Annotated in this window: 13 protein-coding genes and 1 tRNA gene; 11 read left to right on the forward strand and 3 right to left on the reverse strand. The window is 70.6% G+C overall.

Annotation, left to right across the window (positions count from 1 at the left end):
• The first annotated feature begins 22 nt into the window (after nucleotides 1–22).
• Together ABE438_RS10475 and ABE438_RS10480 are read left to right on the forward strand one after the other, a co-directional pair.
• Nucleotides 23–1,210 (forward strand): efflux RND transporter periplasmic adaptor subunit, encoded by a 1,188-nt coding sequence (locus tag ABE438_RS10475; RefSeq protein ID WP_346502553.1) that lies wholly within the window; start codon nucleotides 23–25, stop codon nucleotides 1,208–1,210.
• 11 nt (nucleotides 1,211–1,221) lie between these two features.
• Nucleotides 1,222–4,458 (forward strand): efflux RND transporter permease subunit, encoded by a 3,237-nt coding sequence (locus ABE438_RS10480; RefSeq protein ID WP_346502555.1) that lies wholly within the window; start codon nucleotides 1,222–1,224, stop codon nucleotides 4,456–4,458.
• Nucleotides 4,459–4,498: 40 nt separating this feature from the next.
• On the opposite strand, the gene ABE438_RS10485 is transcribed toward ABE438_RS10480, so the two are convergent.
• Nucleotides 4,499–5,410 (reverse strand): DMT family transporter, encoded by a 912-nt coding sequence (locus ABE438_RS10485; RefSeq protein ID WP_346502556.1) that lies wholly within the window; start codon nucleotides 5,408–5,410, stop codon nucleotides 4,499–4,501.
• A gap of 139 nt (nucleotides 5,411–5,549) precedes the next feature.
• On the opposite strand from ABE438_RS10485, the gene ABE438_RS10490 reads away from it, so the two are divergent.
• From ABE438_RS10490 to ABE438_RS10520, 7 genes are all read left to right on the forward strand, one after another.
• On the forward strand, nucleotides 5,550–6,437 hold the full coding sequence (locus tag ABE438_RS10490; RefSeq protein WP_346502557.1) for a LysR substrate-binding domain-containing protein: 888 nt from the start codon (nucleotides 5,550–5,552) through the stop codon (nucleotides 6,435–6,437).
• Between the two features lie 6 nt (nucleotides 6,438–6,443).
• A complete protein-coding gene (locus tag ABE438_RS10495) occupies nucleotides 6,444–7,025 on the forward strand; it encodes a cob(I)yrinic acid a,c-diamide adenosyltransferase (RefSeq protein WP_346502558.1) in 582 nt (193 codons plus the stop codon).
• Nucleotides 7,026–7,032: 7 nt separating this feature from the next.
• Entirely contained in the window at nucleotides 7,033–7,722 is a 690-nt protein-coding gene (locus ABE438_RS10500; RefSeq protein WP_346502559.1) for a rhomboid family intramembrane serine protease, read from the forward strand.
• A 146-nt stretch (nucleotides 7,723–7,868) separates the two neighbouring features.
• On the forward strand, nucleotides 7,869–8,618 hold the full coding sequence (locus ABE438_RS10505; RefSeq protein ID WP_346502560.1) for an electron transfer flavoprotein subunit beta/FixA family protein: 750 nt from the start codon (nucleotides 7,869–7,871) through the stop codon (nucleotides 8,616–8,618).
• Nucleotides 8,619–8,620: 2 nt separating this feature from the next.
• Nucleotides 8,621–9,568 (forward strand): electron transfer flavoprotein subunit alpha/FixB family protein, encoded by a 948-nt coding sequence (locus tag ABE438_RS10510; protein WP_346502561.1) that lies wholly within the window; start codon nucleotides 8,621–8,623, stop codon nucleotides 9,566–9,568.
• A 64-nt stretch (nucleotides 9,569–9,632) separates the two neighbouring features.
• The gene (locus ABE438_RS10515) at nucleotides 9,633–10,514 is read left to right on the forward strand and encodes a 3-hydroxybutyryl-CoA dehydrogenase (protein ID WP_346502562.1); all 882 of its coding nucleotides are present in this window, start codon (nucleotides 9,633–9,635) and stop codon (nucleotides 10,512–10,514) included.
• 197 nt (nucleotides 10,515–10,711) lie between these two features.
• Nucleotides 10,712–11,284, forward strand: a complete 573-nt coding sequence (locus ABE438_RS10520; RefSeq protein WP_346502563.1) for an HNH endonuclease — start codon at nucleotides 10,712–10,714, stop codon at nucleotides 11,282–11,284.
• A gap of 3 nt (nucleotides 11,285–11,287) precedes the next feature.
• Here ABE438_RS10520 and ABE438_RS10525 read toward each other — a convergent pair whose 3' ends face one another.
• On the reverse strand, nucleotides 11,288–11,821 hold the full coding sequence (locus ABE438_RS10525; protein WP_346502564.1) for a disulfide bond formation protein B: 534 nt from the start codon (nucleotides 11,819–11,821) through the stop codon (nucleotides 11,288–11,290).
• Between the two features lie 6 nt (nucleotides 11,822–11,827).
• The gene (locus tag ABE438_RS10530) at nucleotides 11,828–12,439 is read right to left on the reverse strand and encodes a YqaA family protein (RefSeq protein WP_346502565.1); all 612 of its coding nucleotides are present in this window, start codon (nucleotides 12,437–12,439) and stop codon (nucleotides 11,828–11,830) included.
• Nucleotides 12,440–12,557: 118 nt separating this feature from the next.
• Here ABE438_RS10530 and ABE438_RS10535 point away from each other — a divergent pair.
• Together ABE438_RS10535 and ABE438_RS10540 are read left to right on the forward strand one after the other, a co-directional pair.
• A tRNA-Leu gene (locus tag ABE438_RS10535) sits at nucleotides 12,558–12,642 on the forward strand.
• A gap of 274 nt (nucleotides 12,643–12,916) precedes the next feature.
• Complete coding sequence (locus tag ABE438_RS10540; protein ID WP_346502566.1) at nucleotides 12,917–13,291, forward strand: VOC family protein; 375 nt, start codon at nucleotides 12,917–12,919, stop codon at nucleotides 13,289–13,291.
• The last annotated feature ends 33 nt before the right edge of the window (nucleotides 13,292–13,324 follow it).

Raw genomic sequence — 13,324 nt, forward strand, 5'->3', positions numbered from 1 at the left:
CCCGCTGCGGAAGCTCGCTCCGATGTCCCGCCCCCGCCCGTTCCGTCCTGCCTTCGCCGCCCTTCTGGCCGCCGCCCTGCTCGCGCCCGCCCTGCCCGTCGCGGCTCGTGCCGAGGACGGCGTGAAGCAGGCCGACAAGCAGGCCGGCCCCGCCATCACCGTCACCACCGTCAAGCGCGACGAGATCGTCCAGAGCGTCGTCGTCGCCGGCACCATGGTGGCGCGCGACGAGGTGCTGGTGACGCCGGAGGTCGACGGGCTCGTCATCACCGAGCTGCTCGCCGAGGAGGGCGACCGCGTCGCCGCCGGCCAGGTGCTGGCGCGGCTGTCGCGCACCACGCTCGAGGTCCAGCGTGCGCAGAACGAGGCGCAGAGCCGCAAGGCGCAGGCCGGGATCGACCAGGCCCGCGCCCAGATCGTCGAGGCGCAGGCCAATCGCGAGCAGGCGGACAACGCCTTCGAGCGCACCAAGGCGCTGCGCGGCAGCGGCAATGCCAGCCAGGAGATGTTCGACCAGCGCTCCGCCGCGTCCCGCTCCGCCCAGGCCCGCCTCAACGCCGCCAACCAGGCTCTCGCCATGGCCGAGGCCGACCTCGCCCTGTCGCAGGCGCAGGGGCGCGACATCGAGGTCCGGCTCGGCCGCACGCAGATCAAGGCGCCGCGCGCCGGCATCGTCAGCCGCCGCACCGCCCGCCAGGGCGCCATCGCCGGCATGGCGGCCGAGCCGCTGTTCCGCATCATCGCCGACGGCGCCATCGAGCTCGAGGCGGAGATCGCCGAGGTCGAGCTGCCGCGCCTGCGCACCGGCCAGGCCGTCGCGGTCACCCCGGCCGGCTCCGACACCGCGCTCGCCGGCGAGGTCCGTCTGATCGCCCCCGAGGTCGACCGTGCCTCGCGGCTCGGCAAGCTGCGCGTCGCGCTGGCCGGCAACCCGCCCGTCGCGCTCGGCTCCTTCGCGCGCGGCGTGGTCGAGACCGGCCGTCGCAACGGGCTCGTCCTGCCGCTCTCGGCGATCACCTATACCCGCGCCGGCCCGACGGTTCAGGCGGTCGCCGGCGGCAAAATCGCCACCCGCAAGGTCGCGCTCGGCCTGATCGGCCGCGGCCATGTCGAGATCGTCTCCGGCGTCGCCGAGGGCGACACCGTGGTGGCGCGCGCCGGCACCTTCGTGCGTGACGGCGACGTCATCACGCCGGTCGCGTCGAACTGAGGAGAGCCGGGGTGAACCTCAACTTCTCGGCCTGGTCGATCCGCAAGCCGGTCCCGGCGATCCTGCTCTTCGTCGTGCTGTGCGTGCTCGGCCTGATGGCGTTCTCGAAGCTGCCGGTGACGCGCTTCCCGAACATCGACGTGCCGCTGATCTCGGTGACCGTGACCCAGTCGGGGGCCGCCCCAGCCGAGCTGGAGAGCCAGGTCACCAAGCGCGTCGAGGACGCGGTCGCCAACATTACCGGCGTCAAGCACGTGCTCTCGACGCTGACAGACGGCCAGTCGCAGACGCTGATCGAGTTCCGGCTGGAGGTCGACACCGACCGCGCCGTCAACGACGTCAAGGACGCGGTCGCCAAGATCCGCGCCGACCTGCCGCGCACCATCGACGAGCCGGTGATCCAGCGCATCGACGTCGAGGGCCAGTCGATCCTGACCTATGGCGCCTCCTCGCCTGGCATGACGCTGGAGCAGCTCTCCTGGCATGTCGACGACGTGGTCGCGCGCGAATTGCAGGGGCTGAAGGGCGTCGGCCGCGTCGAGCGCTATGGCGGCGTGGATCGCGAGATCCGCATCTCGCTCGATCCCGACCGGCTGCTGGCGCTCGGCGTCACCGCCGGCGAGGTCAACCGCCAGATCCTCGCCACCAATGTCGACATGGCCGGCGGCCGCGGCGAGGTCGGCGGCAAGGAGCAGGCGATCCGCACGCTCGCCAGCGCCCGCACGGTGGCCGAGCTGGCGGACAGCAAGATCACGCTCTCGGGCGGCCGCGAGGTCCGGCTCAAGGAACTCGGCCGCGTCGAGGATTCCAATTCCGAGCCGCGCGCTTTCGGCCGCCTCGACAAGCAGCCCGTGGTCTCCTTCGCGGTGTTCCGCTCGAAGGGGTCGAGCGAGCTCTCGGTCAAGGAGGTCGTCGCCGCCCGCATCGCCGAACTCAACCAGCGCTATCCCGCCATCGCGCTGCAGCCGATCGACGACGCAGTCGCCTATACCGCCGGCAACTACCGCTCGGCCATGACCACGCTGCTGGAGGGCGCCGGGCTCGCCGTGCTCGTCGTCTTCGCCTTCCTGCGCAACTGGCGCGCCACGCTGATCACCGCCGTCGCCCTGCCGCTCTCGGTCATCCCGACCTTCTGGGCGATGGAGATGCTCGGCTTCTCGCTCAACCTGGTGAGCCTGCTCGGCATCACCCTGGTCACCGGCATCCTGGTCGACGACGCCATTGTCGAGATCGAGAACATCGTCCGGCACATGAAGATGGGCAAGTCGCCCTATCGCGCCGCGATGGAAGCCGCCGACGAGATCGGCCTCGCGGTTATCGCGATCACGCTGACCATCGTCGCGATCTTCGCGCCGGTCTCGTTCATGAGCGGCGTGGCCGGGCAGTATTTCCGCCAGTTCGGCCTGACGGTGGCGATCGCGGTGCTGTTCTCGCTGCTCGTCGCGCGCCTGATCACGCCGATGATGGCGGCCTATCTGATGAAGCCGGTCGACCATGCCGAGCCGAAGGACGGCGTGGTGATGCGCTTCTACACCCGCCTGCTCGAGGCTTCGCTGAAGCGCCGCAGCCTGCCGCTGCTCCCGCGCTTCGACGGCAAGCGCGGCTGGCGGCGCGTGCCGGTCAACACCGCCTATCTCACCATGCTCGCCGGCTTCGGCTTCCTCTTCGTCTCGATCCAGGCGACGGCGCTGCTGCCGACCGGCTTCATGCCCGAAGAGGACACCGCCCGCGTCGTCGCCAGCGTCGAGCTGCCGCCCGGCGCGACGCTGGAGGACACCCGCCTCGCCACCGACCAGCTCACCGACCGGCTGCGCGAGATTCCCGAGGTCACCCGCGTCTTCGTGCTGGGCGGCGCCTCGCCGACCGGCCAGCGCGAGGTGCGCCGCGCCGCGGTCTTCATCATGCTGACCCCGAAATCCGAGCGCCATGTCGCGCAGAAGGAGCTCAAGGTCACCATCGCCGAGAAGCTCGCCAGCGTGCCGGACGTGCGCGCCTGGTATGTCAACGAGCGCGGCGAGCGCGAGATGGCCTTCTCGCTGCTCTCCAAGGACGGTGCGGCGCTGGACGAGGCGGTCGCCCGCCTGGAAGCGCGCATGCGCAAGGTCGACGGCTATCTCAACGTCGCCACCGCCGGCGCGCTGAGCCGGCCGGAGCTGCGCGTCACGCCCAAGCTCGAACAGGCCGCCAGCCTCGGCGTCACGCCGGAGGGGATCTCGCAGGCGATCCGCATCGCCACGATCGGCGACATCGGCGCCAACCTCGCCAAGTTCAATGCCGGCGACCGGCTGGTGCCGATCCGCGTGCAGCTCGACGAGCAGGCCCGCACCGACATCCGCAACCTCGCGGCGCTGCGCGTCACCAATGCCAGCGGCGTCTCGGTGCCGCTCACCGCCGTGGCCGAGATCGGCTTCGACGAGGGCCCCTCCTCGATCGACCGCTACGACCGGCTGCGCCGCGCCCAGATCGGCGCCGACCTGAAGCGCGGCTTCGAGCTCGGCACCGCCCAGGACACCTTCAACACCATCGTCGCGGAGGTCGGCCTGCCGGCCGGCGTGCACGTCGCCGCCACCGGCGACGCCGAGATCCAGGGCGAGGTGGTGCAGGGCTTCATCACCGCCATGACCACCGGCCTGATGCTGGTGCTGGCCGTGCTGATCCTGCTGTTCGGCTCGGTGTTCCAGCCGATCACCATCCTGCTCTCGCTGCCGCTCTCCTTCGGCGGCGTGGTCGTCGGCCTGCTCGCCACCAACAACGCCGTCTCGATGCCGGTCTATATCGGCCTTCTGATGCTGATGGGCATCGTCACCAAGAACGCGATCATGCTGGTCGACTTCGCGGTGGAGGAGGTGGCGCGCGGCGGCGACCGCATGCACGCGCTGATGGAGGCCGGCCGCAAGCGCGCCCGCCCGATCGTGATGACCACCATCGCCATGGGCGCCGGCATGCTGCCCTCGGCCTATGGCGTCGGCGACGGCGGCGAGTTCCGCTCGCCCATGGCGATCGCGGTGATCGGCGGCCTGCTGGTCTCGACCGTGCTCAGCCTGGTCTTCGTGCCGTCCTTCTATGTGGTGATGGACGATCTCGGCCGGCTCACCGGCTGGGTGTTCGGCCGCTTCTTCGGCAAGGCCGAGGACGAATCGACCTGGACCGACGCCACCACCGAGGCGTCCCCGGGCGAGGCCAGTGCCCGCGCCATGGGCGGGCACGACCCGGCCGGCCGGCAGCCGCCGAAGCTGGCGGCGGAGTAGCCTCCGCAGCGTGTGGGGGACGGGGCGTAGCGCCCCGCCCTCAGCCCTTGCGCACCATCAGCACGGCGGCGAGGATCGCGACGCCGCCGAAGGCCTGCACCGGGCTCGGCTGCTCGGCGAAGATCGCCCAGGCGGCGAGCACCGCGACCAGCGAGGGCCAGACCATCACCAGCGAGGTGGCGTTGGCGCCGTAATGGCCGAGCGCCAGGGTGATCAGCCCCTGGCCGAGCACATGCGAGACCAGCCCGAGCGCCGCCACCGCGAGCCAGCCCTGCAGGTGCTGCGGCAGGATGGTCTCGCCCATGGCGACCGCGGCGACGAGGCAGACCAGGGCGCAGGCGGCGCTGGAGATCAGCCCGATCAGCCCGGCATCGGCCCGGCCGCGGGCGCGACGCACCGCGAGGATATAGGCGGCGTAGGAGAGCGCCGCGCCGATGGCGAGCGCGTCGCCGGTCAGGCCGCCGCCCGGCGCCGCCGCCGCGCCGAGCTTGGGCAGGACCAGCAGCGCCGCACCGGCCAGCGCGAGCAGCAGCGCGCCGAGGATGCGCCGCGTCGGCCGCTCGCCGAACATCAGCCAGCCGCCGAGGATCACGCCGACCGGGGCGAGATTGCCGAGCAGCGAGGCATTGGCGATCGTCGTGAAGGCCAAAGAGGCGTTGTAGAGCGTCACGTCGACGCCGAAGGCCAGCCCCGCCAGCAGGATCGGCAGCAGCGCGCCGGGCCGCAGCCCGCGCGGCGCGCCCGGGCGCCGGCCTTCGAGCAGCGTCCAGGCGACCAGCGCCGGCAGCGCGAAGACCATGCGCCAGAACCCGGCCGCCGCGGGACCGACCTCGGCGAAGCGCACCAGGATGCCGGAGAAGCCGATGAAGGTCGCCCCCGTCATCAGCACGAGGAACATGGCGAAGGCGGGCGAGGCCGGGCGATCGGGCAGGCTGAAGCCGGGGGCGGACATGACGGGCGTTTCCGGGCGATGCGATGGGCCCGCGCCGCCATGCGGCGGCCAAGGGCCGGCGCGGAGATAGCCCAGCTTCACAAATCAGCAGAACGAATTATTCCTATCGATCCATCGCAATCGCCGATGGGAGGATGCGATGGCCGATCATCTCGATCTCGACGCGCTGGCGACCCTCGTCGCAGTGGCGGATACCGGCGGCTTCACCGCCGCCGGCCAGCGCCTCGGCCGCACGCAATCGGCGGTCTCCGGCCGCATCCGCGAGCTCGAGCTGGCGCTGGGCTGCCGGCTCGTCATCCGCTCGCGCCGCGGCGCCACGCCGACCGAAGCCGGCGAGCGCCTGCTCTCCCATGCCCGCCGGCTGCTGGCGATCGAATGCGAGGCGCGCGCCGAGCTCGCCGGCGACCGCGCCCAGGGCCGTTTGCGCCTCGGCGTGCCCGACGACTATGTCGACGGCTATCTTCGGCCGCTGATCATGCGCTTTGCCGAAGCGCATCCGCGCGTCGAGGTCGAGGTGCAATGCGAACTGTCCAAGCGCATCGAGCCGGCGGTCGCCGGCGGCGAACTCGATCTGGCGGTGATCACCCAGGACCCGGCCCGGCCGCGCGGCGAATTGCTGCGGCGCGAGCCGCTGCACTGGGTCGCGGCGCGCGGCCACCGGCCGGAGCTGAACACGGTGCTGCCGCTCGGCCTGTTCAGCGAGGGCTGCCGCGGCCGCCCGCGCATTCTCGCGGCGCTGGAGGGCGCCGGGCGGGCCTATCGCCTGGTTTTCTCCTCCACCCATACGCCCGGCCTGCTCTCGGCGGTCGAGGCAGGGCTGTGCGTCTCCGCCATCGCCGAGAGCGCCGTGCCGCCGGGCCTGCGGGTGCTCGGCCCCGCCGACGGCCTGCCGCAGCTGTTCGAGGTCTCGGTCGCCATGGTAATGGCGCCCGGGGCCGGCGCGGCGGCGCGACATTTCGCCCGGGCGCTGCGCGAGGCGATGACGGCGCCGCGCCTCCCCTTCCGCGACGGCGCGGGCGCGGTATAAATCGGCATGGTCATCCTCAACCGAATCTACACCCGCACCGGCGACGACGGCACCACGGCCCTGGCCACGGGCGCGCGCCGGCCGAAATACGATCTGCGCGTCGCCGCCTACGGCACCACCGACGAGACCAATGCCTGCATCGGCATCGCCCGCCTGCATTGCGCGCAGGAGGACGCGACCGTCGACGCCATGCTGGGCCGCATCCAGAACGACCTGTTCGACCTCGGCGCCGAGCTGGCCTCGCCCGACACCGGCGAGAAGCAGGACTGGGAGCCGCTGCGCATCGTCCAGGCCCAGGTCGACCGGCTGGAGGCCGAGATCGACGCGCTCAACAAGGGGCTCGCAACGCTGCGCTCCTTCGTCCTGCCGGGCGGCACGCCTGCCGCGACCCATCTCCACCTCGCCCGCACGGTGAGCCGCCGGGCCGAGCGCCTGATGGTCGAGCTGTCGCGGACCGAGGGCGAGAGCGTCGCCGCCCCGGCGCTGAAATTCATCAACCGGCTCTCCGACTTCCTCTTCGTCGCCTCCCGCCATCTCAACGCCAGGGCGCAGGGCGACGTGCTCTGGACGCCCGGCCAGAACCGGTAGCCCGCCCATGTTCGTGCCCCTCCATGACGGGGTGCCGCTGCGTTTCCTGCGCGCGGCCTATGTCACCTGGGGGCTGATCGCGCTCTGCGTCGGCCTGCGCCTGCTGCTGGCGCTCGGCGCGCGCGACGGCGGCGACATCGCGGTGATGGCCGGCTTCGGCACCATCCCGGCCGTGCTGCTCGGCGACGCGCATCTGCCGGCGGGGCTCGCCCAGGCGCCGCCCTGGCTGACGCCGGTCACCGGCATCGTCCTGCACGCCAGCCTGGCGCATCTGATCGGCAACATGCTGTTCCTCTGGGTGTTCGGCGACAATGTCGAGGACGCGATGGGCCATCTGCGCTTCCTCGTCTTCTTCATCGCCTGCGGGGTCGCCGGCGCGCTGCTGCACGCCTTCATGAACCCGGAGTCGAGCCAGCCGCTGATCGGCGCCTCCGGCGCGATCTCGGGCGTCATCGCCGCCTATCTCATGCTTCACCCGCGCGTGCGCGTGTGGGGGCTGGCCTTCAAATGGGTGCCCTTGCGCATCCCGGCCATGTACGCGCTCGGCGCCTGGATCCTGGTGCAGCTGCTCTCGGCCCTGCTCGACGAGCAGCGCCAGGTCGGCTGGTGGGCGCATCTCGGCGGCCTCGGTGCCGGCGCGATCCTGACCCCGCTGATGATCCGCCGTGGACTGCCGCTGTTCGGGAGAACCGCGTGACGCCGCGACGCGCCGCCCGCCGTTGACAATCGCAAATTCCCGTCGTTACGGTCCCCCCGCATTCCAGCCGAGAGCCGCGATGCTGATCTTCCGCCAGTCCAGGCGATCAGGCTCGCGGTCCACCTCTCCCGAACGGTGAAGCGCCTATGAAGATTCTCGTCCCAGTCAAGCGGGTGGTCGACTACAACGTGAAGATCCGCGTGAAAGCGGATGGTTCGGGCGTCGAGCTCGCCAACGTCAAGATGTCGATGAATCCCTTCGACGAAATCGCCGTCGAGGAGGCGCTGCGCCTGAAGGAGGCCGGCAAGGCGACAGAGGTGGTCGTGGTGTCGATCGGCCCGGCGCAGGCGGCCGAGACCATCCGTACCGGTCTGGCCATGGGCGCCGACCGCGGCATCCTGGTCAAGGTCGACGGCACGGTCGAGCCGCTCGCCGTCGCCAAGATCCTGAAGAAGCTGGTCGAGCAGGAAAGCCCGCAGCTGGTCATCCTCGGCAAGCAGGCGATCGACGACGACGCCAACCAGACCGGCCAGATGCTGGCGGCGCTGCTGGGCTGGCCGCAGGGCACCTTCGCCTCCAAGGTCGTGGTCGGCGACGGCACGGTCGACGTCACCCGCGAGGTCGATGGCGGCCTGCAGACCGTCGGCCTCAAGCTGCCGGCGATCGTCACCACCGATCTGCGCCTGAACGAGCCGCGCTACGCCTCGCTGCCGAACATCATGAAGGCGAAGAAGAAGCCGCTCGACGAGACCTCGGCCGAGACGCTCGGCGTCGACGTCGCGCCGCGCCTGACCGTGCTGAAGACCGCCGAGCCGCCGACCCGTTCGGCCGGCGTCAAGCTGTCCTCCGCCGCCGAACTCGTCTCCAAGCTCAAGACCGAAGCGGGAGTGCTCTGACCGTGACGACGCTGCTGCTCGCCAAGCACGACAACAAGACCCTGAACGAAGCCACCCGCAAGGCGCTGACCGCCGCCAAGGAACTGGGCGCCCCCGTCCATGTCCTCGTCGCCGGCCACGGTGCGCAGGCGGTGGCGGAAGCCGCCGCCAAGCTCGACGGCGTCGAGAAGGTGCTGCACGCCGACGCCCCGGCCTATGAGCACCGCCTCGCCGAGCCGCTCGCCGCGCTGATCGTCTCGCTCGCCGGCACCTATGACGCGCTGGTCGCGCCGGGCACCACCACCGGCAAGAACGTGATGCCGCGCGTCGCCGCGCTGCTCGACGTGATGCAGATCTCCGAGATCACCAAGGTAGTCTCGGCCGACACCTTCGAGCGGCCGATCTATGCCGGCAACGCCATCCAGACCGTGCAGTCCGGCGACGCCAAGAAGGTGATCACCGTGCGCGGCGCCTCCTTCGCCGCCACCGGCGACGGCGCCGCCGCCGCCCCGGTCGAGACCGTCGGCACCGTCGAGGATGCCGGCCTCTCCAGCTTCAAGGGCGAGGAGGTCGCCAAGTCCGACCGTCCGGAGCTGGCCTCGGCCAAGATCATCGTCTCTGGCGGCCGCGCGCTCGCCTCGTCCGAGAACTTCACCAAGGTCATCGAGCCGGTGGCCGACAGGCTCGGCGCCGCCATGGGCGCCTCGCGCGCCGCGGTCGATGCCGGCTACGCTCCCAACGACTGGCAGGTCGGCCAGACCGGCAAGGTCGTGGCGCCGGACCTCTATGTCGCGGTCGGCATCTCGGGCGCCATCCAGCACCTCGCCGGCATGAAGGACTCCAAGGTCATCGTCGCGATCAACAAGGACGAGGAAGCGCCGATCTTCCAGATCGCCGATTACGGCCTCGTCGGCGACCTCTTCACCATCATGCCCGAGCTCGAGCAGGAGCTCGCCAAGATCGGCAAGTAGCACCGGATTCGACGGGCGGCCGCCATGGCCGCCCGTCTCGCCTTTGCGGACATAGAAGGGTCAAATGGCTCACCAGATCAGGACGGTCGGCATCATCGGCGCAGGCCAGATGGGCAACGGCATCGCCCATGTGGCGTCGGTCGCCGGCTTCGACGTCAAGCTCCACGACCTCGCCGAGGAGCGCATCCACGCCGCCCTGGCGACGATCGACGGCAATATGGCGCGCCAGGTCGCCAAGGGGGCCATCGGCGACGAGATCCGCCGCGACGCCATGGCCCGCATCACCGCCGCGCCCTCCCTCGAAGGCCTGGGCGCCTGCGATCTGGTGATCGAGGCCGCGACCGAGAGCGAGGAGGTGAAGCGCAAGATCTTCACCGCCGTCTGCGCCCATCTGCGCCCCGACGCCCTGCTTGCCTCCAACACCTCCTCGATCTCGATCACGCGCCTCGCCGCCGCCACCGACCGGCCGGAGCGCTTCATCGGCATCCACTTCATGAACCCCGTGCCGCTGATGCAGCTCGTCGAGCTGATCCGCGGCATCGCCACCGACGACGAGACCTTCGAGCTCGCCAAGGAGTTCGTCGGCAAGCTGCACAAGACCGTCTCGGTCTCCGAGGACTTCCCGGCCTTCATCGTCAACCGCATCCTGCTGCCGATGATCAACGAGGCGGTCTACACGCTCTATGAGGGCGTCGGCTCGGTCGAGGCGATCGACACCGCCATGCGGCTCGGCGCCAACCATCCGATGGGCCCGCTGCAGCTGGCCGACTTCATCGGCCTCGACACCTGCCTCTCGGTGATGCAGGTGCTCCATGACGGGCTGGCGGATTCCAAGTACCGCCCCTGCCCGCTGCTGGTGAAATATGTCGAGGCCGGCTGGCTCGGCCGCAAGACCAAGCGCGGATTCTACGACTATCGCGGCGAGAAGCCGGTCCCGACCCGCTGAGGCGACACCGCGGCCGGGGCCCTCGCGCCCCGGCCGCGCCGTCAGTTCATGCGCCACGCCTCACCCGACCGGCGGCCCGCCCGTGTGCGCGCCGCCTGCCCGCGTTTTTCCGCACCCGCTTCACAATCCTGTCGTCTCGCGCTTACAGTGTAGGCGCTACGGGATTCGTGCGGCCTTTCAGCGGAGGCGCGATACGGGTGACAGTTCATGTTACGCATCCGATGGCCTCGCCGGACGGCTGTCCGGCGCTGGTGCTCAACGCCGACTTCAGGCCGCTGAGCTATTATCCCCTGTCGCTGTGGAGCTGGCAGGACACGATCAAGGCGGTCTTCATGGACCGCGTGAACATCGTCTCCGAATACGACACGGTGGTGCGCAGCCCCAGCTTCGACATGAAGCTGCCCTCCGTGGTCTCGCTGAAGAGCTACATCAAGCCCTCGCGGACCCCGGCCTTCACCCGCTTCAACGTCTTCCTGCGCGACCGTTTCGCCTGCCAGTACTGCAATGCGCGCGAGGAACTGACCTTCGACCACGTCATCCCGCGCGCCAAGGGCGGGCTGACCACCTGGGAGAACGTCGTGGCCGCCTGCTCGCCCTGCAATCTGCGCAAGGCCGACAAGCTGCCCGCCGCGGTCGGCATGGAGCCGATGCAGAAGCCCTACGCCCCCTCGGTCAACGACCTTCACCGCAACGGCAAGCTCTTCCCGCCCAACTATCTGCACGAGAGCTGGCTGGATTATCTCTACTGGGATTCCGAGCTGGAGCCGTGAGGCTCAGCGCGGCCGCCGCAGCGCGCCGCGCAGGCCGAGCAGCGAGAGCGCCAGCAGGCCGAGCGAGGCGAGCGCGTTCCAGCCCGCCAGCGACAGGCCGAGGAAGCGCCAGGCCGCCTCGGTGCAGGAGACGATCCGCGTCGTCTCGAGCTGGCGCATGAAGTCGGCGACGTTGCCCGGCGCCGGTGCCGGCGTGCCGCCGCAATCGTTCGGCCCGGCGAACCAGCCCCATTCGACGCCGGAATGATAGACGCCGAGGCCGAGGCTCCAGAGCATCAGCCCGGCCAGCACCGCCAGCGCCGCGATCTGCACCGGCCGCTTTCGCGCGAAAGGCAGCGCCAGCGCCGCGATGCCGATCGCGGCGTAATGCGGGGCGCGCTGCTCCAGGCAGAGCTTGCAGGGTCGTAGGTGCAGCACCAGCTCGAAGAACCAGGCGCCGGCGATCAGCGCCAGGCTGGCCAGCCCGACGACGAGGATGACGCGGCGGGGATCGGCGAGCAGGCGCGCCAGCGGACGGAGTGGAATCGTGTCGGTCATCGGCCCTCAGCAGGTCAGGAGCTGGCCCGAGCCCATCACGAGCTTGAACCCGACATAGAGCAGGATCACGGCGGCGGCCGCCAGCGCGGCGACCAGCTTAAGGCGTTTCTCGACGAGATGGCGGATCGCCTCGCCATGCCGGCGCAGCAGCCAGGCCAGGGCGAAGAAGCGCGCGCCGCGCGCCAGCACGCAGGAGACCAGGAAGAAGACGAGGCCGATATGCACCGCGCCCGCCAGGATGGTCACCACCTTGATCGGCGGCAGATGCGCCAGCCCGGAGGTGGTCAGCAGCAGCAGCGTCGTGTCCGGCCCGGCGCAGGCACGCAGTTGCTCGAAGGCGTCGAGCTTGTTGTAGAAGGCCAGCACCGGCCGGGCCAGCGCGTCGAAGGCGTAATAGCCGAGGCCGTAGCCTGCGAGCCCGCCCAGCGTCGAGAACACGGTGGCGATCGTGGCGAAGCGATAGGCCCGCTCCGGCCGCGCCAGCGCCATCGGCACGAACAGCACGTCGGCGGGAATCAGGAAGACGGAGCTCTCGACGAAGGCGATCAGCGCCAGCCAGGCCTGCGCGGCCCGGCGCGCGGCCAGAGAGAGCGTCCACTGGTAGAGCGACTGCAACATGGGCTGCCCCATACGCCCCGCGCAGTCCCGCGTCCATCCTCGCAAGCCGGCCCGCGAACCCGCTCACGCACGATTGACCGCCCCTTCGCGATCGCTATAGTCCGCCGGCCCGAAAGGGGCCCCTGTGGCGGAATTGGTAGACGCGCTCGACTCAAAATCGAGTTCCGCAAGGAGTGCTGGTTCGATCCCGGCCAGGGGCACCATTTCCTGCTCTCATGCGAATTCGCTGCGCTCAACGCGCCGATGGTGTGGCCTGACCGGCCGGCAGGCGGTCGCTTGGTCTCGCCCGCTTTCGGCATGGTCACTGATCCTCAGCTTCGCGGCATCGATGCTCGGGCGATGGCGCAACGAAGCGCACCGCCGGGTCGCTGCGGCGCCGGACTGGCGGATCTGCTAGAATCGGAACTGTAAGGACGCGCGCGCCCAAGCCTGCGGCAGCGCGCCCGTCCCGCAGCGGTCTCTTCGGGAGCGACAGCCATGTTCACGCACGTCATGATCGGCAGCAACGACCTCGAGCGCGCACGCGCCTTCTACGACGCCACCTTCGCCGCACTGGGCGGGGCACCGGGCGTGACCGATGCCAGGGGCCGGTTGATCTATGCCCATGACGGCGGCCGGCTGATGATCACGAAGCCGATCGACGGGCAGCCCGCGACGGCCGCCAATGGCGGCACGATCGGCATCGCCGCCGGCAGCCGCGAGCAGGTTCTCGCGTGGCACGCGGCCGGCGTCGCACATGGCGGCACGGCGATCGAGAGCCCGCCCAGCGAGCGTCCGAACGGCGCGTTCGTCGCCTATCTGCGCGACCCGGACGGCAACAAGCTCACCGCCCGCACCCTGCCCGCCGCCTGACCCGGCCGGCCCCGCTTGCCGCCACCCGCCGGC

Origin of the sequence: Allobosea sp. TWI1241, assembly GCF_039673065.1 — a bacterium.
In the GTDB taxonomy this organism is placed as follows: Bacteria; Pseudomonadota; Alphaproteobacteria; order Rhizobiales; family Beijerinckiaceae; genus Allobosea.